The 23,959-nt window shown below is 62.2% G+C and carries 21 protein-coding genes; 6 read left to right on the plus strand and 15 right to left on the minus strand.

The features are described from left to right. The first annotated feature begins 35 nt into the window (after positions 1–35). On the plus strand, positions 36–470 hold the full coding sequence (locus tag PspCFBP13508_RS21945; protein WP_241669540.1) for a hypothetical protein: 435 nt from the start codon (positions 36–38) through the stop codon (positions 468–470). Positions 471–476: 6 nt separating this feature from the next. On the opposite strand, the gene PspCFBP13508_RS21950 is transcribed toward PspCFBP13508_RS21945, so the two are convergent. The 6 genes from PspCFBP13508_RS21950 to PspCFBP13508_RS21975 are packed head-to-tail and all read right to left on the minus strand — an operon-like array spanning position 477 to position 10,659. Beyond that, the gene (locus PspCFBP13508_RS21950; protein ID WP_137215676.1) at positions 477–1,289 is read right to left on the minus strand and encodes a DUF2135 domain-containing protein; all 813 of its coding nucleotides are present in this window, start codon (positions 1,287–1,289) and stop codon (positions 477–479) included. Positions 1,290–1,292: 3 nt separating this feature from the next. After that, positions 1,293–2,912, minus strand: coding sequence for a DUF2300 domain-containing protein (locus PspCFBP13508_RS21955; RefSeq protein ID WP_137215677.1), 1,620 nt, complete (start codon positions 2,910–2,912; stop codon positions 1,293–1,295). 1 nt (position 2,913) lies between these two features. Then, positions 2,914–7,488 carry an alpha-2-macroglobulin gene (locus PspCFBP13508_RS21960; RefSeq protein ID WP_137215678.1) on the minus strand — a complete coding sequence of 1,525 codons (4,575 nt, stop codon included), beginning with the start codon at positions 7,486–7,488 and terminating at the stop codon, positions 2,914–2,916. Further along, the gene (locus PspCFBP13508_RS21965; RefSeq protein ID WP_137215715.1) at positions 7,485–8,135 is read right to left on the minus strand and encodes a DUF1175 domain-containing protein; all 651 of its coding nucleotides are present in this window, start codon (positions 8,133–8,135) and stop codon (positions 7,485–7,487) included. The genes PspCFBP13508_RS21960 and PspCFBP13508_RS21965 overlap by 4 nt, the downstream gene beginning before the upstream one ends. Beyond that, complete coding sequence (locus PspCFBP13508_RS21970) at positions 8,120–9,832, minus strand: DUF2138 domain-containing protein (RefSeq protein ID WP_137215679.1); 1,713 nt, start codon at positions 9,830–9,832, stop codon at positions 8,120–8,122. The genes PspCFBP13508_RS21965 and PspCFBP13508_RS21970 overlap by 16 nt, the downstream gene beginning before the upstream one ends. A 35-nt stretch (positions 9,833–9,867) precedes the next feature. Then, on the minus strand, positions 9,868–10,659 hold the full coding sequence (locus PspCFBP13508_RS21975; RefSeq protein ID WP_130912727.1) for a DUF2135 domain-containing protein: 792 nt from the start codon (positions 10,657–10,659) through the stop codon (positions 9,868–9,870). 278 nt (positions 10,660–10,937) lie between these two features. On the opposite strand from PspCFBP13508_RS21975, the gene PspCFBP13508_RS21980 reads away from it, so the two are divergent. From PspCFBP13508_RS21980 to PspCFBP13508_RS22000, 5 genes are all read left to right on the plus strand, one after another. After that, positions 10,938–12,071: a Fic family protein gene (locus tag PspCFBP13508_RS21980; RefSeq protein ID WP_137215680.1), complete on the plus strand. Its 1,134-nt coding sequence runs from the start codon at positions 10,938–10,940 to the stop codon at positions 12,069–12,071. A 105-nt stretch (positions 12,072–12,176) separates the two neighbouring features. Next, a complete protein-coding gene (locus PspCFBP13508_RS21985) occupies positions 12,177–12,419 on the plus strand; it encodes an exodeoxyribonuclease VII small subunit (RefSeq protein WP_016772991.1) in 243 nt (80 codons plus the stop codon). Then, positions 12,416–13,303 (plus strand): (2E,6E)-farnesyl diphosphate synthase, encoded by an 888-nt coding sequence (gene ispA, locus PspCFBP13508_RS21990; protein ID WP_071173717.1) that lies wholly within the window; start codon positions 12,416–12,418, stop codon positions 13,301–13,303. The genes PspCFBP13508_RS21985 and ispA overlap by 4 nt, the downstream gene beginning before the upstream one ends. 91 nt (positions 13,304–13,394) lie before the next feature. Next, positions 13,395–15,293 (plus strand): 1-deoxy-D-xylulose-5-phosphate synthase, encoded by a 1,899-nt coding sequence (gene dxs / locus PspCFBP13508_RS21995; protein WP_137215681.1) that lies wholly within the window; start codon positions 13,395–13,397, stop codon positions 15,291–15,293. 140 nt (positions 15,294–15,433) lie between these two features. Next, positions 15,434–17,317 carry a TonB-dependent receptor gene (locus PspCFBP13508_RS22000; protein ID WP_137215682.1) on the plus strand — a complete coding sequence of 628 codons (1,884 nt, stop codon included), beginning with the start codon at positions 15,434–15,436 and terminating at the stop codon, positions 17,315–17,317. A gap of 137 nt (positions 17,318–17,454) precedes the next feature. Here PspCFBP13508_RS22000 and PspCFBP13508_RS22005 read toward each other — a convergent pair whose 3' ends face one another. The 9 genes from PspCFBP13508_RS22005 to ribBA form a co-directional block, all read right to left on the minus strand. After that, positions 17,455–18,255 (minus strand): cobalamin-binding protein, encoded by an 801-nt coding sequence (locus PspCFBP13508_RS22005; RefSeq protein WP_137215683.1) that lies wholly within the window; start codon positions 18,253–18,255, stop codon positions 17,455–17,457. Then, on the minus strand, positions 18,255–18,674 hold the full coding sequence (locus tag PspCFBP13508_RS22010) for an MFS transporter (RefSeq protein ID WP_137215684.1): 420 nt from the start codon (positions 18,672–18,674) through the stop codon (positions 18,255–18,257). The genes PspCFBP13508_RS22005 and PspCFBP13508_RS22010 overlap by 1 nt, the downstream gene beginning before the upstream one ends. Next, positions 18,671–19,288 carry a GTP cyclohydrolase II gene (ribA, locus tag PspCFBP13508_RS22015; protein ID WP_024014485.1) on the minus strand — a complete coding sequence of 206 codons (618 nt, stop codon included), beginning with the start codon at positions 19,286–19,288 and terminating at the stop codon, positions 18,671–18,673. Before ribA ends, PspCFBP13508_RS22010 begins: the two co-directional genes overlap by 4 nt. Before the next feature lie 243 nt (positions 19,289–19,531). Further along, the gene (locus PspCFBP13508_RS22020; protein WP_137215685.1) at positions 19,532–20,269 is read right to left on the minus strand and encodes a transporter substrate-binding domain-containing protein; all 738 of its coding nucleotides are present in this window, start codon (positions 20,267–20,269) and stop codon (positions 19,532–19,534) included. Positions 20,270–20,294: 25 nt separating this feature from the next. Next, a complete protein-coding gene (locus PspCFBP13508_RS22025) occupies positions 20,295–20,798 on the minus strand; it encodes a phosphatidylglycerophosphatase A (protein ID WP_039761886.1) in 504 nt (167 codons plus the stop codon). Further along, on the minus strand, positions 20,795–21,760 hold the full coding sequence (gene thiL, locus PspCFBP13508_RS22030) for a thiamine-phosphate kinase (protein ID WP_130912735.1): 966 nt from the start codon (positions 21,758–21,760) through the stop codon (positions 20,795–20,797). Before thiL ends, PspCFBP13508_RS22025 begins: the two co-directional genes overlap by 4 nt. Positions 21,761–21,787: 27 nt before the next feature. Next, positions 21,788–22,288, minus strand: coding sequence for a transcription antitermination factor NusB (nusB, locus tag PspCFBP13508_RS22035; protein WP_039761889.1), 501 nt, complete (start codon positions 22,286–22,288; stop codon positions 21,788–21,790). Beyond that, positions 22,285–22,761, minus strand: coding sequence for a 6,7-dimethyl-8-ribityllumazine synthase (gene ribE, locus PspCFBP13508_RS22040; protein WP_003228649.1), 477 nt, complete (start codon positions 22,759–22,761; stop codon positions 22,285–22,287). Before ribE ends, nusB begins: the two co-directional genes overlap by 4 nt. Positions 22,762–22,851: 90 nt before the next feature. After that, positions 22,852–23,943, minus strand: a complete 1,092-nt coding sequence (gene ribBA, locus PspCFBP13508_RS22045) for a bifunctional 3,4-dihydroxy-2-butanone-4-phosphate synthase/GTP cyclohydrolase II (RefSeq protein WP_039761895.1) — start codon at positions 23,941–23,943, stop codon at positions 22,852–22,854. Positions 23,944–23,959 lie beyond the last annotated feature (16 nt).

The raw sequence follows: 23,959 nt of genomic DNA on the forward strand, positions 1-23,959 counted from the left end.
AGCGGTTCCGAAGCAATTCACAAGGAAGTTAAAACGTGCGATTCGCTCCTCGCCTCAAAATGCTCGGAACGGTCACCCTGGCCGCCGCGATGAGTTTCTGCATCTCTGGCTGCGTGGGTGCCATCGTAGCTCTGCCTGAGAAAATCACACTCAGAACTGACCAGTACAAAGCTCTGAGCGCTCGCTCGCTCACACCGGCGGTCACCCGAACCGCGCAATCAACGCCTGCCCGTGAATGGTGCGGTCTCACGGTTTGGGCGTTGGTCGTTCCTGTTCCGTTGAAGTTGCCCGTGTGTAGGTCGTACTACGAGCAGTCTTTCGGCAGTGACGAGTTCGGCAATGAAATTGTTTTGCTCAATTCAGAACAAAAAGTAGCGTCGCCGTTCTACGCCTGCGGCCCGTTCATGATGCTGGGGCCGATTGTGCATGGTTATCAGGGCAACGCGCTTTGTGGCGTTTTTCCTGATTAGCCGGATTCACGGATAACTGAACGACTTCACCAACGTCAGCTCTCCCGCCGTCCGCATCGGCACTACAAACGTCTCCATCTTCTCGCTCGGCGTGCCCTCTTCGGTGATGACCGTCACCTGCGCCGTGGTCAGCGCCTGCACCGCTTCATCCCCCCCTTCGTCATCTCCGCGATATCCGCCGCCGTAATAATTCACATACACCAGATACTGCCCTTTGATCGGCGCGGGCATGGCGGCGATTTCCGGGCCGTAGCCGGTGGTTACGTCGACGTCGAGGGCGGCGCCGTTGGGTGCGACGCGGTTGCCGTACCAGATGTGGGCGCCATCAGGGGTGATCAGGTGCAGGTCGAGGTCGGTGCCGTCGCTGTCCCAAGCCAGCAGGACGCGCAGTTTGGCCGGGGTGGCGCCGCCGCGGGCGTTGAGGAATTGCGTGCGGTGGCGTCGCTGGCCGTCGGCGCTGCGCACTTCGACGCTGTTGCTGCCGTTGGGGAAGGAGAACGGGCGATCGAAGCCGCCGGTTGGGTCGATTTTCAGTGGCATGCTGACGCCGTTGACGATCAGGCGGCCGGGTTCGTTGTTCTTCGGCACGGCTTTGATCTGGCCGCTGATTCTGGCGGTATTGGCCTGGCCAAGCGGTGTGTTGACCGACGAGGCCGGGTAGTTGACGGTCTGGCGAAAGCTCTCGCCCTCGCCTTGCGGTGCGCCGCTGCGCCAGCCGCCCACCGGGGTGTCGAGTTTGACGCCATCGGCGGCGAATGCTTGCGGCAGCACGTTGAGGGCACAGAGCAGCAGCAAGACCTGTGGATAACGGAGTGTCATGGTCTATTCCAGCAAAAGGTGACGGGCGAGCCCTTCGATGTAGGTTTCATCCTGGCCGTTGGGGTGTGCTTCGAAGGCCAGGTGCAGATATTCGTGGGTCAGGTCGAGGCGATCCTGCAGGGTCAGCACGCCGCGCACGTAAATCCGCTGGCGTTCGCGGTCAACGAAGGGCCGGCCGAAGGCGAGTTTGCATACGGCGAAAGTGCTGACTTCGTTGTAGCCGGTTTCGCTTTCCAGCGTCGGACGCCAGCCGCGTCGCTGCTTTTGCAGCCAGTCTTGCGCGGCGGGCAATGCTTCGCAGGAGGCGACCGGGTTGTCCCAGCGGCTGAGGCTGGCGCGTGGATAGGCGTGCAGCAGAATCGCGTCGTAGCGCTGGCCGGCGTTCGCTTGCTCGACGGCTTGCTGCCAGGCGAGTTTGTCTGGGCCGGGCTGGTCGGAGTGATAGGTGACGGTGCTGCCAGCCATTACCAGGTCCGCCGTCCACGCCGCGATGTTGCGTGACTCGGCCGAGGCTGGGCGCGGGGCGACGCGCTGGCGATTGCTGCTGTCGTCGATGCTCAGGCAGTCGCCGTTGCGCGTGGCGTTTTGCAGCAGATAAGTGCGGATCGCTACGGCCAGCGCCTTGGCGGCTTCGGCGGGTTGCGGTTTGGCTTCGCGTTCGAGAACGCGGGCGACATATTCTTCGCGATCAAGTCTTGCGACGAGTTTGTCGTTGAGCAGAAACAGTTCGCCATCGCTGTGGATGTCCAGCGCATTGCCGTTGGCGAATTCTACGCGGTAGTCGCCGCGCAATGGCCCGGACGTGGCGACACGATCCCCGACCAGAACCTTCGAAACCGGATATTTCGAAAACAGCCCGACTTCCACACAACGCCCCGTGTCCGCTGGCCACGCCGTCGGCAACACGCTGGCCAACGCTTGGCCGTAATGACGCAGGACCATCTGACTGGTACCGCGCCCACCCGCCCAGATCGGTGCGCCGTCGGCGCTCCAGCCGGCGAATCCACCTTGCCGCGATTGTGCATCCTGGTCGCCGAGCCAGCTCCAGGTCTTCACCCGCAGGCGCCCGCCCAACTCGCCAACGACATTGCCGTCCGCCGCGTTCAGCACGACATCGAGCAGCACGCGGCGCATCTGTTCCTGCGCTGACAGCAACGCCAGAACGCTCAATAACTCGGCAACCGAAACCCTTGTTGCCGGTTGCACGGCTGGCAAATCCAGCAACCACGACGGCGCCTGCCGCGCCTGCCAATACGCTCGCCAATCCGTCGCTGCAATGCCCAACCGCGCCGGTTCGAAATACAGACCGCAGGATTTCACCAGCGCCTGATCCCGCTCGATCCTGCCGCCCGCCGAGCAGCAATAAACTTCTTCTTTGGACTGCCCGCGACATTCATAAGCCGGTTCCCGTGCACCGGTATCCACCAGCCACGCGTAGACGAACAACTTCCACAGACTGCCCAGCGGCGCATCCAGCGACGCTGGCAACAGTTCGCGCTTGATCAGTTGCGTCTGACTCAACGACAACAACTCGCCCTGATAGGCCACGCGCAACGGCTCGTCCTGCGCTGTCGCCAGCGCCGGCATCACGTACATCAGCAGCCACAACAGCGGCCGGCGCATGTCAGTTGACCGTGACCTGACCGAGGGCGGCTTTCGCCTCCTGGGCCTGATGCTGCGGTGCATACACTTGCTTGAAGCGTACCGGCGGCAGGTTGAACTGGCCCTTCTGCGAGAAGCGCACCAGATGACGCAGGCGCAACTCGCCACTCAGCGCGTCGACCGGCACCGCGTATGCCAGTTGTCCCGGTTCGAAACGCGCCTTCTCCAGCGCGGTCGGTTCGGTGCCGTCCTTGCCCTGCAACTTGATGCCCCACGTCGTGCGCTCAACATCCGCGCCCGGTGGCAGCGGCACTTCAAGCATGCCGTAGCGCAGCGGTTTCGCTGCCTTGCTGGTGAGGATCACCTCGTCCAGGTACAGGCTGTCGCTGGACAACGGTTTAGTGCCGACCGGCTCGAGTTTGAAGGTGAACGCTTCGTCGCCCGGCACCAGACGCGACAGGCGCCGGGTGATGGTCACGGCCATCGGATCGACCTGCGGCTGTTGGGTCTGGAAGCTCAGCGCAGCACGCAGCGGCCGCTCTTGCGTGCCGGACACGCTCAGCACATTCGGCAGCGGCGTCGCACCTTGCCATGTCCAGTACATCTCGCCGCTGGCGCCGTGGTTTTTCTTCCAGCCTTCACCCGGCATCAGCGCGATGGTCGGCGAGGCCTGAGCGATGCTGCGTTGCAGCCAGGTCAGCGCCAGTGCACGTTCCAGTGTCGATTGCTGCGGCAACAGACGTTGCAACAACGCCGTCGCGCGAGCCTGATCGAACGGTTGCAGCGACAGGTTCAGTGCTTCAACGAAGGGCTGCGAGCTGACCGCCAGACGTTGTTGCGCTGCGCCCAGTTGCCGATTGAACGCCTCCGGCAAAGCAACTTTCGCCTGCGTGGCCAACGATGCAGTGAGTACCCGCGCCGCCGCCAGACCAAGTGCCGAATCCGGGTCGTTCATCACCAGACTGTCCTGGCCGTCGTCGAGCAAGGTTTCGGCAGCGCCTTCACCGGCCTTGGCCAGATCGTCGATCAGACCGCTGAGCAGCGTGTTCACTGGCAATTCCATCTGTTTGGCGAACGACAGAATCAGCGCCCGTTGCAGCAATGGCGTATTCGGCGCTTGCTTGGCATAAACCTCCAGCACCCGCTGCCAGTGCTCCGGCGGCAGGGTCAGGTCGAGTACGCGGCTGGCATTCCAGTCGGCGTAATAGGCATAGGCGGTGAGAAATGCATCCGGCTCGCCGTCGTAGCCCCACCAGGTGAAGCTCGCAGACGGCCCGGCCATTTGCACCAGGCGCAGACGACTGTTTTGCATGATCAGGCGCAAGCGATCGCGAATCTGCGGGTTCGAGGCCAGCGATGGATAAGCGATGCTTAGCGGCAGCAAGCGACTGGCCGTCTGCTCGACGCCGCCGTACGGGTAGCTGAGCAGATCATCGAGGGCGGAACGGAACAGCGCTTGCGGACTGTCATCCAGACGCAGGCGAATATCCGTGGCATCCGCCGGCAAACTCAAGGGTGTATCGCCGCTGACCACATCGAGACTTTGCGTTTGCGTGACCTGCCAGCCTTCACCGGTGGCACTCAAGCGCACAGCCAGGGCATCGGCGACTTTGCCATCCTGCACCAGCTCCGCCGTCCACTCGCCAGAGGCCAAAGCGAACGCCGGCAGTGGCAGGTAATTGATGCCGCTGTTCAAAGTCACCGGCAGACGTTGTTCGGTACCGGCATAGTGAGTCACCAGTTCCGCCTTGACCGGTTTCTCCGCCTGACTGAACGCAAACACGCCCAGTTGCGGCTGATCGCCCTTGCGGAATTTGCTCGGCCCGCTCCACTTCAGGTACAGCGGTTTTTCCGAACGGACAAACTGCTTCTTCTGCCCGACCTGACCGTCATCGGCAATCGCCCGCGCGGTGATGCGCCAGCGGGTCAGCGAGTCCGGCATCTTGAAGGTGAAACGGGTTTTGCCGTCGGCGCCGGTCAACAACTCCGGCTGCCACGCAGCGGTGTCGACGTCTTCACGGCGCGGACGCTCAAGCACTTTCACGCCGCGTTCGCTGCGATTGGCCTTGCCCGGTGCGCCGGGGCTGCCCGGCAATGCCACGTCGTAGCTGATGAATGACAGGCTGGCACTGGTGCGCACGTTGTTGCGCCGCGGATGATAGAAGAACTGGTCGATGCTCGGCGCGACTTCCGGTTGCAGCGCATAGACCATTTCGTCGACCACGCTGACCGTCAGATGCGCCGGAACCGCTTTACCGGCGAACTGCGTGGTGAGGTCGACCGTGACCGTATCGCCCGGCAGATACACCGCTTTGTCGGTGCTGATCGCCACGTCGATTTGCGGCGCGACCACTTTGATCCCGGCGTTCTGGAAGCTGTACTGACCGCCCTTGGTGTAGAGCACGGAGAAGGTCAGGTTCGGCGCGAAGTTATCCTTCACCGCAATGCGCGCGCGGTATTGGGTGTCGCTGAGTTTTTCCAGCTTCAACCAGTCAGCGCCCTTGGCCAGCAGCGCAGTGGCCTCGACCTTGTCGCGCTCCAGCGACAGCAGTGCATCGCTGACCGGCTCAGGGAAGGTGATCAGCGCCAGCGCTTCTTCGCCCGCCTTGTACTCGGGCTTGTCGAGGACGATTTCCACGGTACCCGGCACCGCTTTCACACCGTCGCCGGTGACCGAGTGGCCGGTGGCGCCGAGGACGCGACCGTGTTGATCCTTCAGCGTCAGGTTGTAAGTGCCCGGACGTTCGAAGGCGAGGCTGAAGCCTTTGTCCGTTGCGGCGAGTTTGCCTTCGCCGGTGCTCTGATCTTCCAGGCGCACCCAGGCGTAGCTGCTCGGCGTTACGGCTTTGCTTTGTTCGGTGCCACCCTCATTGGCGTAGCTGAAGGCAACCTTGTCACCGACCGCACTGAACCGCTGCGGCGCGCTCAAGCGGAAACTCGCCGCGCCACGGTCGATGAGGATTTCCTTGGTGGTCTTCACCCGATAAGCCGCGCCGTCGCTGGCAAACACAGTGAGCATGTAGCGGCTTGGCTTGTCGGCGGCTGGCAGGTCGAGGGTCGCGTTGCCCTTGCTGTCGGTGGTCAGTTCGGTGCTGGTCAGCTCCACCGGGAATTGCCCGAGGTATTGCAGCTCGTTGTCGACCATCGACAATTGCTGGGCGCGCAGGCTCAGGCTCAATTTGGCATTGGCCACCGGTTTGCCGTCGGGGTAGAGCAGCACCAGACTGCCTTTCACCGGCTCACCGGTGCGGTAATCCTGCTTGGCCAGATTGAGCGAGATTTCGAAGTGCGGCTTGATGTATTCGGCAACGCGGAAAGCACTGCTGTAGGCCTGATCCTTGTAGTTGAAACGGATCTCGTAACCACCGGCCACGGCGTTATCCGGCAACTGGAAGCGACCCTGCGTACCTGCTTTCGAATCCAGTTTCAGATCGAGGGTCTGCAATTCGGTCCCCGTGGCATCAAGCACGCTGACACTGACATCCGCCGCGCCCGGCAGCACCGAATCACGGGCATTCTTGAACTCGCGACCGACGATTTTCAGCGACACCCAATCGCCCGGACGATACAGCGGCCGGTCGGTGAAGGCGTAAAGTTTGGTGTCGTAGATTTCGCTGTCGTAGTAGAAGTTTTCCGAGACGAACACGCCGCCCTCTTCGTCCTCGCCGATGACGAACGAGCGCTCCGGGCTGACGTGTTTCAGGCGCAGCAAACCATCGGCATCGGTAGCACCGCTGCTCATCACGCCGAGGCCATCGGTCCACAGCACATTGACCTTCGGCACCGAGCTGCCCTCGTGTTTGCGCGCGGCCCAGACCAGTAATTCGTCACCGGCAATCTTGCTCACCGCGACGGTGTTGGAGACGAAAACCATGGTGGTCGCGCGGTACTTGCCGATCAGCGCTTCAACCAGATACAGCCCCGGTTTCAGGTTACCCAGCGGGATGTAGACGTTGCCCGGCGCGACGCTGACGAAGTCGCTGGACGAGCCGGCCAGATTAACCCCGGCCGGCGGCTGGATAGGCTTGGCCTGCCACAGCGGATAACGGAACTGGCTGACCACCGGCAGACCCGGGATCAGCGCGAATTGCGGCTGCGCGTCGTACGGCGTCGGCGCGGCCATGGCCTCACCCATTTTCAACTCCGGCACTTCTTCGGTGACCTGCTTGCGCGACTCGTAGGAGAACGCACGCTGCATCACCCGCCGGGATTTGCGATACCAGTTGTCCCACAGATAGGCGAGAGTGTTGGACAGACCTTCGCCCTTGAACTGGCCGTCGCTGACGACGCGATGCAGGTTCTTCTGGCGCTTGAGGAAATCCAGCGGCTTGTCGATGCGATATACGCGAATGTCGGCGCCGCCGTACGGCTCCATACGAAAGCGCCGGTAGTCACGACCCGGTGCTTCAAGGCGGACCATCGCCTGCTCGTCGCTGGCAAAACTGCTGTCGGCGAGCAGGAAGAAACTCTCACCGGCCACCGGCGTGTAATTGCTCGGCTCCACCGAGTCTTCGGCGTTGACGCAGGAAAACGGCAGCAACAACGCCAACAGCAAGGAAATTCGCGAACAGATACGCAACATGCGGGCACCGGTCATTGGGAGAGAAAGTTCAGTCGATAGACGCCGATGAAGTTGGGGTTGGCTGCGTCGGGTATCCATCGGGTGTCCTTCCATGTCATGAGTTGCTGCAGGCTTGCCGAACGCATGCCGTTGTCAGTGGGGGTGGTGGTGCCGGTGTGATAGGCGATGTAGCGGCCCATCCAGATCATCAGGTGCTGGTCGTCGCCCTGATCGAAAAACATCAGGTCACCGGGCCGCGCCTGCGACACATCGCGGCCGACCAGATGGCTGTTGAACTGAATAAGTTTGATCGCGTTGACGTACGGCCCGACCTTGCCGCCGCCCTGCTGCCACTGTTGCGCGAGCTTGCGTTGCTCGTCGCTCAGCGTCAGTTCCGGCGGCAGATAGCGATTGGACAGACCATTGCTGCGCAGCCATTTGTCGTCGTGGACTTTCAGCGCTTCGTTGGCGGCAAAGCGCACCAGCCCGGCGCAGTCCTGCTGATACCAGCGCGGGCTCGGGCCCTGGCTCAATTGCTCTTGAGCAATACGCACAAACCAGGCGCGAAACACCTGGGATTGCGCCGGGTCGAGCGCCGGCGCTTCAACCGCGCGGGCGCCTGCGCTGAGCAACAGCGCGAGCAGGCCGAGGCTGCGGATCAGTGCGCTCACAGCGCTTTCCATTCCAGCGGCAGCCATTGCCAGTGGCCATCCGGCTCACTGCCTTCGGGCAGGGTCAGGGCATATTTGCCGTAGCCGCCGAGGGTGCGCAGTTTCGGCATCAGATAGGTTTGCGCAGCGTTATAAAACACCGGTTCCATGTCCTGCGGCAGGCTGTCGAGGGTTTCGCGCTGCATCAGTTGCGCCATCGCGTCCGGGCCGAAGTAGATCGGCATCAGTACATCTTTTGGCAAAACGTCGGCCATCGGCGGGAAGCGCTTGTCGAGGGTGCCGAGGGCTTTGTCGACGAGTTTGTCGTCGAGGGAAAACAGCAGCGTCGAGCCATGACGGGCGAGACTGACCTTCATGAACGCCTTGCCGGAAATCGCCTCCGGGTTTTCAGCGGTCTTCGCCGCGTACGGCCCGAAACTGGAACTGACCTGACGCTGCCAGACGTGGCTCTGGCCTTCCTGCTTGTCGATCACCGGAAATACGCTTTCGGCGACGTTGGCTTCGAACGCGCCGACCATCGAACCGAACAATTTGCCCAGATCACCATCAAGCTTGCTGCTGTCCTCGTCTTTGAGGCTGGCGACCAGCAGCGGTGTGTACAACCGCGAATCGGCGTACCAGCACAGGCCGGCCGCGCCAGCGACGTGTTCGGTCAGCGTTTGCGCAACAGCTTCATCGGCACCGAGCTTGATTAATATCGGTTTCTGCGGCTCGGCCGCCACCGGCAGGGTCACGCAAGCGCTCGCCCCCAACGGCATCGCCTGCCAGACCGGTTTGAAATCGAAGTCCGGCTGGTTTTCCAGCTCATCCATGGCCAGATAGCTGTGCCAGCCCTTGTCGTCCATGTCGAAACGCAGTCCGGCGAAATTCGGGATGAAGCGCTGATAGCCCATGGCGAGCACGCTGGAATTGACCGACAGACGCTGCTTGGTTTCCGGGTTTTTCGCTGGCAAGCCGAACGCTTCGGGGAAGAGCTTTTCACCGTTGAGCAACGCCGCCAGCGCTTGCGCGGAAACGCGGCCCGACTCTTCCGAGACGCCGCTCTCGGGGTCGTAGTACTTGGCTGGATTGGACAGCACCACCAGTTTGTCGCCGCGCGACGCGAACAGCAGTGATTTGCTGGCGTTGTAGCTGAGTTGATACAGCGGCACGTCGTCGCCGCCGACTTTGAGAGTGCCGAAGATGCTGAGCTGGGTGTCATCCAGCGCCACTTTCGCCAACGGCTCGAGCAGCTTGGCCAAGCCGCCGCGATCCATCACCAAGAGAAAATCCTTCAAACGACCATCGGCGCCACGCCACAGCGCGACATCGGCCGGTTGATCAAAAAGCTGCTCGATCAGGCTGTCCTGCAATTTGAGGTCATGCTCGTAGATGATCCGGCGCAGGCTGCCGATCAGGCCGAGGCGGTCGGCGTGAGTTTCGTAATAGAAGACGAAATCCTCGGTGAGCGTGGCCTTGAGAAACGGCACTGTCAGCAGGTCCTTGGGCAATTGGCTCAGTGAGCGGGTTTCGAGCAAGGCGTCTGGACGGCCGAGGCCGAGCTTGTCACTGGCAAGTGTCGCCGGCGGCGCTTTGGGCTTGAGCAGCAGCCAGCCGAAACCACCCGCCACACCGGCCACCAGGCACAGGCCGAGCACGACCAGCGGCCAGCGCCGCGAAGGTTTGGCCGCCGGTGTCGCGGCAGCTGGAGTCACAGTGTTATCGCTCATGTTCACAACATCCGAGTTCATCCGTGGCGGGATGCTTAATAGTTGAAAGTCTTGACCAGCAGCAGATCACCGATCGCCCGCAGGGGCACGATGAAGGTTTCGCGTTTTTCGTCGACGGTGTTTTCGTTGAGCACCAGGGTGATCTGCGAGGTGATCACCTCGTTCTGATTGCTGGCTTCCTCGAAGTTATAGCCACCATCGCCGTAGTTGCCCCAATAGTTGACGTAGACCAGATACGTGCCGTGCAGCGGCGCGGTCATGGTGAACATTTCCGGGCCGGGGCCGTCGACGCCATCCGGGTCGAGGCCGCCGCCATTGCTCAACGCCGGCCTTGCCCAAAAGGCATGCTGACCGTCGGGGGTGACAATATGCAGATCCAGCTCGGCTTTCGGGTCGTCCCATCCCAAGACAAGACGAATCTTCGCCGGCGTGCGCAGATTATTTGCTTCATAAAATTGCACGCGCTTGAGCGACTGCCCTTCGGCGCTGATCACTTCAACGCTGTTGGAACCGGCGCCGAAGGCGTAAGGCCGGGCGAAACGCCCATCGTCGTCGGTGTACAGATTCAATGGATTGCCGTTGACGGCGAGGCTGTGCGGCGGACGCATGTGGCCGAGGGCTTTGAGCTGGCCCTGGATCATCGTGCGATTGCGCTGAATGCCGCGATCGATCGGCGGCGTCGGGTAGGCGACCTGCGGATTTTCCGAGCGATCGAGCAAGCCGTGATAACGCCAGCCGCCGACCGGCTCGGACACCTGCGCAGTCGGCGCGGCCCACAGCGCAGGTGCGCAGGCGAGGCCGATCAGCAGCAAAAGAAATGAACGCATGTGACGCCTCCTGCCATGCCTTGAACGAAACCTTGCACCCGATCCTCGGTACTTCACAGCGGTGAACTGCGTTTCGTCTGAATGCCCCGCAACTGTCGGAGCCGTAGAAGCCGCGAAGAGTAGCGATTCGGCAGTTTTTTAACAATCGGATACATGTGTGATGGCTGTAGGAATTGCGCCGCCCTGGTAGACGGTGAGCCGAATAGCCGGCATATTCGGCTCACCAAATGAGCCGAATAGCTTTGTTATTCGGCTCACGCTTCTTCGACAGGTGATCAATGACCGCGCACTGGATCTGGCAACAACCGGATTGGCCCGACTTCAATTGGCAAGCCGAGCGCCTCGCCCCGCTGCTGCGTGAGTGCGTGCAGACGCAGGGCCGACTCTTGGGAATGGCCGGCTCAGTGGGCGATTCGATGAGCGCACAGAGCGAGCTCGATGCGTTGCTTCAGAACATCGTCACCTCCTCCGCCATCGAAGGTGAGCAACTGAATGTCGGCTCCGTGCGTTCCTCTCTGGCCCGGCGCCTGGGTCTGGAATGGACTGATCGCGATAGCGTCAGCCAGCGTAGCGAGGGCTTGGCGCAATTGATGCTCGATGCCACCCATGGCTTCGACGAGCCGCTGACTCTGGCCCGATTGCTGGAATGGCACAGCTGGCTTTTCCCCGCCGAGGAAGCGATGTTCAGCGCGCGGCCAATACTCGTCGGTACCTTGCGCGGCGACGAACCGATGCAGGTGGTGTCCGGACGACTCGACCAACCAACGGTTCACTTTGAGGCGCCACCGCGCCAAGGGCTGGAACAGCAAATTGAGCGTTTTTTGAGCTGGTTCGAAGCCAGCCGCAATCAGGTTTCGCTGGATCCGCTGTTACGCGCTGGCATCGCGCATTTCTGGTTTGTCACTCTGCACCCTTTCGATGACGGCAACGGTCGTCTGACCCGCACTATCACCGATCTGGCACTGGCTCAAGGCGAAGCGCAGGCGATCCGCTTCTACGCGATGTCCGCAAGCATTCTCGAGGATCGCGCCGGTTATTACCGGATTCTGGAGTCGAGCCAAAAGGCCACGCTCGATATCACCGAATGGCTGACCTGGTTTTTGCAGACCTTGCTGCGCAGCCTGCAGCAAGCCATCACCCGGATAGATTCGGTCTTGGGCAAAACCCGCTTCTGGCAGACGCACCGCGAGTCCGACCTTTCAGCGGAGCAGATCAAAGTGCTCAAGCGCTTGCTCGATGGCGGTGAGCGCGGTTTCGAACAGGGCCTCAGCGCAGGGCAATATCAAGCGGTTGCGAAAGTTTCCAAAGCCACCGCGACGCGGCATCTGGCGGAGTTGCTGGACAAGGGCTGCCTGCAACGCCTGCCGGGCGGCGGACGCAGTACGCGTTACAAAATCAACTATCCGGATTGACTCGCCGACCGTTATGGAGAGGCTTGGCGACGGCCCGCTCATTTGCCCATACCCCCCCTATCTGCTAGTGTCGCGCCGGTTTAACGTCTACCGGAAATTGCCGCCATGGCCCGCAAAAAAGCTGCACTGGATTTCGAACAATCCCTCGCCGACCTGCAAACACTGGTCGAGCGTCTGGAGAACGGTGAGTTGTCGCTGGAAGACTCGCTGACCGCTTTCGAGCAGGGCATCGGCCTGACCCGTGACTGCCAGGCGGCGCTGGCCCAGGCCGAGCAGAAAGTGCAGGTGCTGCTGGAGCGCGATGGCGAGCTCGCCGAGGAACCCTTCGACGCGGATGAGCCAGAATGATCGCGGCGTATTCGGCGAGCAGTCAGGCCCGGGTCAACGCGGCGCTGGAGACGCTGTTCAATGCGCCGCTGCCGGAACTGGCGCGGCTCTACGAAGCAATGCGCTACAGCGTGATGAACGGCGGCAAACGCGTGCGCCCGTTGCTGGCTTACGCGGCGTGCGAAGCCCTCGGCGCAAAGGCTGAACAGGCCAGCGGCGCGGCGTGTGCGGTCGAGTTGATCCACGCCTACTCGCTGGTGCACGACGATTTGCCGGCCATGGACGACGACGATCTGCGTCGCGGCCAGCCGACCACTCACAAGAAATTCGACGAAGCCTGCGCGATCCTCGCCGGTGACGGCTTGCAGAGCCTGGCCTTCAGCGCCCTGCTCGACCCGCGCCTGAGCGATTGCAGCAGCGACATCCGTCTGCAGATGGTCACAGCGCTGGCCCATGCAGCCGGCCCGGCGGGCATGGTCGGTGGCCAGGCCATCGACCTCGGCTCGGTCGGTCTCAAGCTCGATCAAACAGCCCTCGAACAGATGCACCGGCACAAGACCGGTGCGCTGATTGAAGTCAGCGTCAGGCTCGGCGCCCTGGCCAGCGGCCGCGCCCAACCCGATCAGCTTCAGGCGTTGCAGACTTATGCACAGGCCATCGGTCTGGCCTTTCAGGTGCAGGACGACATCCTCGACGTGGAAAGCGATACCGCGACCCTCGGCAAACGCCAGGGCGCCGATATTGCCCGCGACAAGCCGACCTACCCGGCCCTGCTCGGCCTCGACGCCGCCAAGGCCTATGCTCTGGAACTGCGCGATCAGGCCTTGCAGGCGCTGCGACCGTTTGACGCGGCCGCCGAGCCGTTGCGCGAGCTGGCGCGGTATATCGTCGAGCGGCGCAACTGACGGCGTATCGGCCAAAAAAGACCAACGCGTGGGCAGGGGGCGATGCATCAGGTAAACTGCCGCATCTTTTATACCTATAACGATTCGCCTGATGCCCACGACGTTTCATGAGATTCCCCGCAAGCGCCCGACCACGCCCCTGCTCGACCGCGCGAACACGCCGGACGGCCTGCGCCGGTTAGGCGAAGCCGAGCTGGAAACCCTGGCCGATGAGTTGCGCCTGGAATTGCTCTACACGGTCGGCCAGACCGGTGGGCATTTCGGTGCCGGCCTGGGCGTGATCGAGCTGACCATCGCGCTGCATTACGTTTTCGACACCCCGGACGACCGTCTGCTGTGGGACGTCGGGCATCAGGCGTATCCGCACAAGATCCTCACCGGTCGCCGCGAGCGCATGGCCAGCCTGCGCCAGAAGGACGGCATTGCCGCGTTCCCGCGTCGCTCCGAGAGCGAGTACGACACCTTCGGGGTCGGCCACTCCAGCACCTCGATCAGTGCCGCGCTGGGCATGGCCATTGCCGCCCGTCTGCAGGACAGCGATCGCAAGGCTATCGCCGTGATCGGCGACGGCGCGCTGACCGCCGGCATGGCTTTCGAGGCGCTGAACCATGCGCCGGAAGTCAACGCCAACATGCTGGTGATCCTCAACGACAACGATATGTCGATCTCGCGCAACGTCGGCGGGTTGTCGAATTATCTGGCGAAGATCCTGTCCAGCCGCACCTACGCGAGCATGCGCGAGGGCAGCAAGAAAGTTCTATCGCGCCTGCCCGGCGCCTGGGAAATCGCCCGTCGCACCGAAGAATATGCCAAGGGCATGCTGGTCCCCGGCACCCTGTTCGAAGAGCTGGGCTGGAACTATATCGGCCCGATCGACGGCCACGACCTGCCAACCCTGATAGCCACGCTGCGCAACATGCGCGATCTCAAAGGCCCGCAATTCCTGCACATCGTCACCAAGAAAGGCAAAGGCTTCGCCCCGGCGGAAGTCGACCCGATCGGTTACCACGCCATCACCAAACTCGAACCACTGGACGCTCCGGCCGCTGCGCCGAAAGCCGCTAGCGGGCCGAAGTATTCGGCGGTGTTCGGCGAGTGGCTGTGCGACATGGCGGAGGCGGACGCGCGTCTGGTCGGGATCACCCCAGCGATGAAGGAAGGCTCGGATCTGGTGGCGTTCAGCGAGCGCTTCCCCGAGCGTTATTTCGACGTGGCGATTGCCGAGCAGCACGCGGTCACGTTCGCCGCCGGCATGGCCTGCGAAGGTGCGAAACCGGTGGTGGCGATCTACTCGACATTCCTGCAACGCGGTTACGACCAATTGGTGCACGATGTCGCGGTGCAGAACCTCGACGTGCTGTTCGCCATCGACCGTGCCGGTCTGGTCGGCGAAGACGGCCCGACCCATGCTGGCAGCTACGACCTGTCGTACCTGCGCTGCATCCCGGGCATGGTCATCATGACCCCGAGCGATGAAAACGAATTGCGCAAGATGCTCACCACCGGCCACCTCTACAACGGCCCGGCGGCAGTGCGTTACCCGCGTGGCAGCGGCCCGAATGCAGTCATCGAAAAAGATCTCGAAGCGATCGAAATCGGCAAGGGCATCGTCCGTCGTCAGGGCAGCAAAGTCGCCATGCTGGTGTTCGGCGTGCAACTGAGCGAAGCCTTGAAAGTCGCCGAGAAACTCGACGCCACCGTGGTCGACATGCGTTTCGTCAAACCGCTGGATGAAGCCCTGGTGCGCGAGATCGCCGGCAACCACGAGTTGTTGGTGACCATCGAAGAGAACGCAATCATGGGCGGCGCCGGCGGCGCGGTCAGCGAATTCCTCGCCCGCGAGAACATTCTCAAGTCGATGCTGCATCTGGGCTTGCCGGATATCTATGTCGAGCATGCGAAACCGGCGCAGATGCTTGCCGAGTGCGGGCTGGATGAGGCCGGGATCGAAGCGTCGATTCGCCAGCGGCTGGCATTGCTCGACCAATAAACGCAATACCCTTGTGGGAGCGAGCCTGCTCGCGAAAGCGGACTGTCAGTCAAAGACGAACTGACTGATACACCGCCTTCGCGAGCAGGCTCGCTCCCACATTTGATTTGTGTACACCTGAAACTCCCGTTGGACTGTCCATGAACCTCTCGCGCCTCGCCCTGCCCTTCCTCCTGCTGCCAACCGCCAGCGCCCTTGCCGATACATTCGAACGCGATCAGGCGCTGAAGCTGCCGGACATGCTGATCAGCGCCAACCGTCAGGTCGAGGCGCGCAACGACAGCAGCGCCGCCAACACCGTGTTCACTCGCGAAGACATCGATCGCCTGCAACCGAGCGATGTGGCCGATCTGCTGCGTCGCGTGCCCGGCGTGCAAGTGGCGCAGACCGGTGGGCGCGGCAGTCTGCCGGGGATCTACATTCGCGGCACGCAATCGGCGCAGAGTCTGGTGCTGGTCGATGGCCAGCGCATCGGCAACTCGACCTCCGGCGACAGCAACCTGCAGCATCTGAACATCGAGCAGATCGAGCGCGTCGAAGTGCTGCGCGGTTCGCGCTCGGTGATCTACGGCAGCGACGCGATTGGCGGGGTGATTCAGATCTTCACCCGGCGCGGCACCGAGCAAGGCTTGCAGCCGCGCCTGCATCTGGGCTTCGGCAGTCAGCAGACATGGGAACGCAGCTTCGGCTTATCCGGCGGCGACGACAAAACCCGCTTCAACCTCGGCGCCAGCCTCGACGAAACGGCCGGGCTCGACCGTACCCGCGAGTCGTATCCAAGCGACAGCGACCATGACGCCTACCGCAACAAATCCCTGAGCCTGAGCCTCAGCCACGCGCTGACCGATGACGTCGAAGTCGGCGCCAATCTGCTGGATAACCGTGGCAGGAGCGAATTCGACAACCCGTTCGGCCGTTTCGACATGGACACTTTCGAGTCGGTGCAACAGCAGCCATACAGTGATTTCAATGTCAGTAGCATCAGCAGTTATGTCGATGCGCGGGTCAACGAAACCTGGAAAACCCGCATTGAATTCGGCCACAGCGAAAACCGCGAAAAGACCTTCGACAAGCTCAACGACGAGCGCACGGTGTTCAACACCTATCGCGACTCGGTGAACTGGCAGAACGACCTGACGCTGGACGCGCGCAACAGCCTTATCCTCGGCGGCGACTGGTACGAAGACCGGGTCAACAGCAGCACTGCGTTTGACGAGGACAGCCGCTGGAATCGCGCAGCGTTCATCCAGCATCGTTATCAGGCCGACAGTTTCTCCACCGAGATCGGCCTGCGCCACGACGACAACCAGCAGTTCGGCAGCCAGAACACCTGGAGCGGCACTTTCACCCTGCCGCTGAACCCGGACAACGACGTGCTGCTGAGCTACAGCGAAGGGTTCCGTGCGCCGACCTTCAACGACCTGTACTACCCAAGCTATAGCAACTCGGATCTGAAACCGGAAACCTCGAAAAGCTACGAACTGCAATGGCGCAGCCAGTTGAGCGACAGCGCGCGGCTGGAAGCCTCGATTTACCGCACCGACCTGGAAGACGCGATCATCTTCGGCAGCAACTCACGCCCGCAGAACGTTGCGTCAGCCCGGATCAATGGCTTTGAAGCGGCACTGAAGCAGGAGCTGTTTGGCTGGCAGAGCAATCTTGGCGTGGCGATCATTGATCCGCGAGATCGCGATACCGGGCACACACTGGCACGGCGTGCGCGGCGCACGGCCAGCTGGGATGTGGATCGGCAGTTCGATCGCTTGGGAGTGGGCGCCAGTTGGCAACTGGTCAGCGGCAGTTACGACGACCTGAACAATACCCAGGCGCTGAGCGGCTACGGCACGCTCGGGCTGCGCAGCAGTTGGGCGCTGAACCGTGAGATCAAGCTGGATCTGAAGGTGGATAACTTGCTGGACAAGGGCTACAGCCGAGCGAACTACAGCTATGACGGCGCGCAGTATGGCTATCGTGAGGAAGGTCGGGCGTGGATGTTCGGGGTCACCTGGACTCCTGAACTCTGAACTGAGATTTGTGTTGGTTGGCAGGCCTCTTCGCGAGCAGGCTCGCTCCCACAGTAGACTGAGTGCGGCCACACAGTTTGTTTTCAACGCAAATCCAGTGTGGGAGCGAGCCTGCTCGCGAATACAGGCGATGCGGTCTACCGATCCGGCGCGATCAATTGGCAGAGTTTGGCGGTCGCACTGATCATCTGACCACTGGGCCTTTCCAGACCTTTGTCACTGACCAATAGCAGTCTCCCCTGCCTGACTGCTGCCACCTGCGGCCAGGTCTTCCACGCCCCTAGCTGCGCCTGATCACCGGCGACAATCACTTCCGGATCACGCTGCAATACCGCCTCGATACTCACCTGCGGTGCCGGCAGATTCAGCTCGGCGAAGACATTGCGCGCGCCGCACACCTCAAGCGCATCGCTGATGATCTGCCCGCCACCCACGGTGTAAAGCGGCTTGTCCCAGACTTGATAAAACACCCGCAGCGGCACATCACGACGATAACGCTGACGAAGGTCATCCAGTTGTTTACGCAATTCGGCCGCTCGTTGCGCCCCGCGTTCAGGACGCCCGAGCTGTTCGGCAATGGCTTCGATCTGCGCCGCAAGTTGCGTCAACGTATGCGGCTCGGCGACAAACGTGGGAATGTTCAGGCGCTTGAGCTGATCACGCTGCCCGGCGCCGACGCTGCCGGGCCAGAGCAGCAGCAAATCCGGTTTCAGGCTGAGCAAGCGCTCCATGTCGAGCTGGCCGTAGCGGCCCACTGATGGAACATCCGCTATCGCCGCCGGCCGCTCGCCCGCATCCAGCACGCCGACCAGCAGGTCGGCGGAATCCAGCTCAACGACGATTTCAGACAGCGAGGGGGCGAGGCTGACCACCCGCAGTGCGGCCAGCGCCGGGCTGCTCAGGCCGAGCAGCAGAACCGCCAGCCACAGGCGACGCATCAGCCGAGTTGACGCGGAATACGGTAGAGGTAGAACAGCACGGCGGTGGACAGCGCCAGCAGCATCAATGGCATGGCTTCGAGGCCAACGAATACCGCCAGTGCGCCAATCCAGGCCGGCAAAGACGCCACCAGCAACGCCGCACGCCGACGCGCCGCGAGGGCAATCCAGGCAGCGGGTTCTTCGGCGCTATCGAGGGCTTTTTGCGTAGCGATCAGGGCGTGTTTGTAGCGGGCGAAATACTTCAGGCTGACAAACATCGAGGCGACGCCGGCGATGAACAAAGGCATCGCCAGCACTGGCAACAGGCCCTGGCCTTCACCGAACAGCGCGTTGAGCATGAACAGCGGCAACAGCGCCAACGCCAGGTATTGCCACCAGGCCACCGCCAACCGCCGCCGCACCTGGCCGCGGGTCACGCGCGGTCGACCTCGCCCTGATGCTCGTTGCCCATCATGTGATCGAGCTTGCTGGCCTTGGTCGCCAGGTAGAGTTTGTTGTGCGGATTGTGGCCGGTGTGCAGCGGCACGCGCTCGGCGACGACAATGCCCATGTCGGTCAGCGCTTTGACCTTGCGCGGGTTGTTGGTCATCAGGCGCAGGGATTTCACACCCAAGTGTTCGAGCATCGGCAGGCACATGGCGTAGTCGCGCTGATCGGCAGCAAAGCCCAGACGCTCGTTGGCTTCCACGGTATCGGCGCCGCCGTCCTGCAATTCATAGGCGCGGATCTTGTTCAGCAGCCCGATGCCGCGACCTTCCTGACGCAGATACAGCAGCACGCCACGGCCTTCGCGGGCGATCGCCTGCAACGCCGCTTCCAGTTGCGAGCCGCAGTCGCAACGCTGGCTGAACAAGGCATCGCCGGTCAGGCATTCGGAATGCAGACGACCGAGTACCGGGGCGCCATCGGCAATTTCACCGAGGCTCAGCACGACGTGCTCACGCCCGGTGCTCTCATCGAGAAAGCCGTGCATGGTGAATTGCGCAAAAGGCGTTGGCAGCTTGGAAGCGGCGACGAAGACGACAGGCACCGATGTGCTCCTGATCTAGAAGACTGAAAATTCGCAGGCGGGCATTGTAACAGCAGGTTCCTACAGACGCTTAGGCTGAATTATCGGGCATAACGATCAAAAAGTTTGATGACACTCCCGCTCCCTGTAGGAGCTGTCGAGTGCAACGAGGCTGCGATCTTTTGATCTTGATCTACAAGCAGCAGATCAAAAGATCGCAGCCTCGTTGCACTCGACAGCTCCTACAGGGATTTGTGTTGGGCTTCAGTTCGGGTTGAACGGATACGGCTGCTGCCACTTCTCGAAGACCGGCTTCAACTCCCCGCTCTTGACCAGTTCCGCCATGCGCCGGTCATACAGCGCCATAAGCGCGCGGGCCTGCGGGGTATCGGCGAAACCGAGAAAAAGCGGCAGTTCGGCCAGATGCGAATAACGGTACTGCGCCGGATCCGCCGCGTCGCGCACGACGGCTTCAATTTCGGTCAGCGCATCGATGTAGTAATCCGCCCGCCCCTGCTTGAGCATCAGCAGAATGCCGGTGCGCCGTTCGATCTGGTTGAAGCGCTTGATGTTCGGCAGATAGTTTTCGTAGCGGTAGCCGCGCACCCAGGCCAAGCGGTATTTGCCCAGCGTCGCCTGTGTCGGCGGCGGGCTGCTCGCCAAGCCCAGCGCGTAGATGTGATCGGAGTCGAATTTCCACTGCGGGTACAGCACGCGCTCGGCCTCGTCGCGGTAGGAGCCGACCAGCGCGTCGACTTCCTTCAACTGCACCAGCCCGATCGAACGGGTATACGGCACCGTGCGGATATCCAGCTTGACCCCGGCCGGCTCGAAGACTTTGCGCAACACGTCCCAGGCCAGGCCGTGGCCATCGGCGGCGGTGTAATCCTCCCAGTCTTCGCTGGCCAGATGGATCACCCCAGGCACAGGCGCGGCGGCCTGCGCATGGGCGAACGTGCCCAGCAGAGCCAGAAGCAGCAGCGCCAACCCGCGTCGCAGCATTGCGTGTTTCCTCACGTGAGTCGAATCAGGCGAATACCCAGACCAGCCCTTGCATCGCCAGCCAGGCGAACACACCGGCCAGCACGTCGTCGAGCATGATGCCGACGCCGCCATGCACATGCTTGTCGATCCAGCGGATCGGCCACGGCTTGAGAATATCGAAGAAGCGGAACACCAGAAAACCCGCGAGCAACCAGTACCAGCCTTCCGGCACCAGCCACAGGGTGATCCACATGCCGACCATTTCATCCCAGACGATGCCTTCGTGATCGTGCACGCGCAAATCGTCAGCGACTTTGCCGCACAGCCAGAAGCCGAACAGCATGGTGATGCCAAGCATCAGCCAGTAGCCCCAGTCGGGCAGCATCTGCCACAGCGGAATGAACGGCAGGGCCACCAGCGAGCCCCACGTCCCCGGCGCTTTTGGCAAGGTGCCGGAGCCGAAGCCGAACGCGAGGAAATGCCACGGATTGCGCCAGACCGAGGGAGGCACGAATTCGGCAGGGACCTGTTTCGGGTGATCTGTCACGGTGTCTCCTGAAAATGTTGGTAGCCGCGAATTTGCGGAGTGATGTCGTGCCCGTCGCGGTCCAGCAGCACCACGCCCTGGCCCGGCAGCACTCGCCCGATCACATGGATCGGCCAACCGTCGGCCAGCAGTGCCGGCAACTCGGCGGTCGGCAAGGTGAAGGCCAGTACGTAATCATCACCACCGCTCAATGCCGCGCGCTCGGCACCGCGCTGGCCGAGAAACGCGACTAAAGCATCCGACAACGGTACACGCTCGCGTTCAATCTCAAGTCGCACCTTCGACGCCAGCGCGATATGCCCGCAATCGGCGAGCAGGCCATCGGAGATGTCCAGCGCCGCCGTAGCCTTGCCGCGCAGGGCCTGACCGAGGGCCAGTTGCGGCTGCGGCGACCAGTAATGCTCGAGCAGCGGCCGGGCGATATGCGCTTCGGCATCACGTTGGGCCAATACCAGCGGCAAGGCGCCGGCGGCATTGCCCAGTTCGCCGCCGACGCAGAGCAGATCACCGGCCTGCGCACCGCTGCGGGTCAAGGCCTGGCCAGCGGGTACGCGGCCGAACACGGTGACCGTCAGGCTCAACGGTCCGCGCGTGGTGTCGCCGCCGACCAGTGCGACGCCGCAGCTTTGCGCCATGCGGTTCAGACCACGGGCATAGGCTTGCAGCCAATCGGCGGTTACCGTCGGTAAGGTCAGGGCAAGGGTGAAGGCAACGGGCGCGGCGCCCATGGCGGCCAGGTCACTGACCGCGACGGCCAGCGAGCGCTGACCGAGCAGAAACGGATCGCAGGGGTCGGCGAAATGCACACCGGCCACCAGCGTATCGGTAGAAACCGCCAGCTGTTCCCCTGCGGGAACCGCCAGCAAGGCGCAGTCGTCGCCGATCCCCAAAGCAACGCCTTCGCCGCCCTGCGCACAAGGCGCGGCGGCGAAGAAATTGCGGATCAGCTCAAACTCGCCCATGGCCGAGAAAAAGTATTCAAGCGCCGATCAGCGCTTGAACGCCTTCACTTCAGCTTCACGCAGGCGCGGGGCCAGCTTGTCGAGCACGCCGTTGACGAACTTGTGGCCGTCGGTCGAACCGAACACCTTGGCCAGCTCGATACCTTCGTTGATCACAACGCGGTACGGCACGTCGACGCGCTTGAGCAGTTCCCAGGTCGACAGGCGCAGAACCGCCAGTTCAACCGGGTCGAGCTCTTCGATCGCCAGATCCAGGCAAGGCGTCAGGGCAGTGTCGATTTCGGTCTTGAACTGCGGAACCCCGTGAAGGATTTCGCGGAAGTAGGCACCGTCGACATCGGTGAAATCGTTATCAACGCGAAACTGCGCTTCGATCTCGTTCAGCGATTGCTTGGCCATGTGCCACTGGTACAGCGCCTGAGTCGCGAGCTGACGGGCTTCGCGACGCTTGACGCTTTTCGAGGGTTTGCCGGCATCCGCAGGTTTCGGATCGCGCGGGTTGAAACGATCGCTTTCGTCGCTAATCACTTGGCCTCCAACTGCGCCAGCAGGCTGACCATTTCCAGAGCGGACAGGGCAGCTTCGGCACCTTTGTTACCGGCCTTGGTGCCGGAACGTTCGATGGCTTGCTCGATGGAGTCGACGGTCAGCACGCCGAACGCAACCGGAACGCCGAATTCCATGGAGACCTGGGCCAGGCCTTTGGTGCACTCGCCAGCCACGTATTCGAAGTGCGGAGTACCGCCACGAATGACCGCGCCAAGGGCGATGATCGCTGCGAACTCGCCTTTCTGGGCGACTTTCTGCGCAACCAGCGGGATTTCGAAGGCGCCCGGTGCGCGAATGATGGTGATGTCGCTTTCGCTCACGCCGTGGCGAACCAGGGCATCAACGGCACCGCTGACCAGGCTTTCAACCACGAAGCTGTTGAAGCGGCCCACTACCAGAGCGTAGCGGCCTTTGGGGGCGATGAAGGTACCTTCGATGGTCTTCAGGGTCATTCGTCAGTTCTCTTAAAGAGCCGGGACGCGTCTGCTACGCGTCCCTCAGTGATTATTTGCCGCGAATCGGAGTCCGGAAACAGCCGGTCATTATTCGGAGGGCACGTATTCTACAACTTCCAGATCGAAACCGGATATCGCATTGAACTTCATTGGTGCCGACATCAAGCGCATTTTGCGCACGCCGAGGTCACGCAGGATCTGCGAACCGGCACCGACAATGCTGTAGGTGGTCGGTTTTTTCGGCGCTGCCTGCTCACCGGTTTCACGGATATGCGCCAGCAGCACGTCGCCATCGAGCGGGTGACCGAGCAGCAGCACCACACCGCTGCCGGCCTCGGCGACCGCAGCCATGGCGGCGCGCAGGCTCCAGCGGCCCGGTTGCTTGACCATCAGCAGATCGCGCAGCGGGTCCATGTTGTGCACGCGAACCAGCGTCGGTTCTTCAGCGCAGACAGTGCCCAGCGTCAGGGCCATGTGCACGTCGCCTTCCACCGAATCACGATAGGTCACCAGGTTGAATTGGCCCAGTTCGCTGTCCAGCGGCTGCTCGGCAATCCGCTGAACGGTACGTTCGTGGATCATTCGGTAGTGGATCAGGTCGGCGATGGTGCCGATCTTGATGTTGTGTTCGGCGGCAAAGGCTTCGAGTTCAGCGCGACGGGACATGGTGCCGTCGTCGTTCATCACTTCGCAGATCACTCCGCTCGGCTCGAAACCGGCCATGCGCGCCAGGTCGCAAGCGGCTTCGGTGTGGCCGGCGCGAGCGAGGGTGCCGCCGGCCTGGGCCATCAGCGGGAAAATGTGGCCCGGGCTGACGATGTCTTCAGCCTTGGCGTCCTTGGCCGCAGCGGCCTGCACGGTGCGCGCGCGATCGGCGGCGGAGATGCCGGTGGTCACGCCTTCGGCAGCTTCGATCGATACGGTGAACTTGGTGCCGAAACCGGAACCGTTGCGCGGCGCCATCAGCGGCAGCTTCAACAGTTCGCAGCGCTCGCGGCTCATCGGCATGCAGATCAGGCCACGGGCGTGCTTGGCCATGAAGTTGATGTGTTCGGCTTGGCAGCATTCGGCGGCCATTATCAGATCGCCTTCATTCTCGCGGTCTTCGTCATCCATGAGGATGACCATCTTGCCTTGGCGGATGTCTTCAACCAGTTCTTCGATGCTATTGAGCGCCACAAGGCACCCCCTTCTT

Source organism: Pseudomonas sp. CFBP13508, from assembly GCF_005233515.1.
Classification (GTDB): domain Bacteria; phylum Pseudomonadota; class Gammaproteobacteria; order Pseudomonadales; family Pseudomonadaceae; genus Aquipseudomonas; species Aquipseudomonas mercuritolerans.

Bases quoted from the DNA above. Each gene is read 5' to 3' on its own strand.
- PspCFBP13508_RS21950 (WP_137215676.1), bottom strand. From the start codon at position 1,289: ATGACACTCCGTTATCCACAGGTCTTGCTGCTGCTCTGTGCCCTCAAC.
- PspCFBP13508_RS21955 (WP_137215677.1), bottom strand. From the start codon at position 2,912: ATGCGCCGGCCGCTGTTGTGGCTGCTGATGTACGTGATGCCGGCGCTG.
- PspCFBP13508_RS21960 (WP_137215678.1), bottom strand. From the start codon at position 7,488: ATGACCGGTGCCCGCATGTTGCGTATCTGTTCGCGAATTTCCTTGCTG.
- PspCFBP13508_RS21965 (WP_137215715.1), bottom strand. From the start codon at position 8,135: ATGGAAAGCGCTGTGAGCGCACTGATCCGCAGCCTCGGCCTGCTCGCG.
- PspCFBP13508_RS21970 (WP_137215679.1), bottom strand. From the start codon at position 9,832: ATGAGCGATAACACTGTGACTCCAGCTGCCGCGACACCGGCGGCCAAA.
- PspCFBP13508_RS21975 (WP_130912727.1), bottom strand. From the start codon at position 10,659: ATGCGTTCATTTCTTTTGCTGCTGATCGGCCTCGCCTGCGCACCTGCG.
- PspCFBP13508_RS21980 (WP_137215680.1), top strand. From the start codon at position 10,938: ATGACCGCGCACTGGATCTGGCAACAACCGGATTGGCCCGACTTCAAT.
- PspCFBP13508_RS21985 (WP_016772991.1), top strand. From the start codon at position 12,177: ATGGCCCGCAAAAAAGCTGCACTGGATTTCGAACAATCCCTCGCCGAC.
- ispA (WP_071173717.1), top strand. From the start codon at position 12,416: ATGATCGCGGCGTATTCGGCGAGCAGTCAGGCCCGGGTCAACGCGGCG.
- dxs (WP_137215681.1), top strand. From the start codon at position 13,395: ATGCCCACGACGTTTCATGAGATTCCCCGCAAGCGCCCGACCACGCCC.
- PspCFBP13508_RS22000 (WP_137215682.1), top strand. From the start codon at position 15,434: ATGAACCTCTCGCGCCTCGCCCTGCCCTTCCTCCTGCTGCCAACCGCC.
- PspCFBP13508_RS22005 (WP_137215683.1), bottom strand. From the start codon at position 18,255: ATGCGTCGCCTGTGGCTGGCGGTTCTGCTGCTCGGCCTGAGCAGCCCG.
- PspCFBP13508_RS22020 (WP_137215685.1), bottom strand. From the start codon at position 20,269: ATGCTGCGACGCGGGTTGGCGCTGCTGCTTCTGGCTCTGCTGGGCACG.
- thiL (WP_130912735.1), bottom strand. From the start codon at position 21,760: ATGGGCGAGTTTGAGCTGATCCGCAATTTCTTCGCCGCCGCGCCTTGT.
- ribE (WP_003228649.1), bottom strand. From the start codon at position 22,761: ATGACCCTGAAGACCATCGAAGGTACCTTCATCGCCCCCAAAGGCCGC.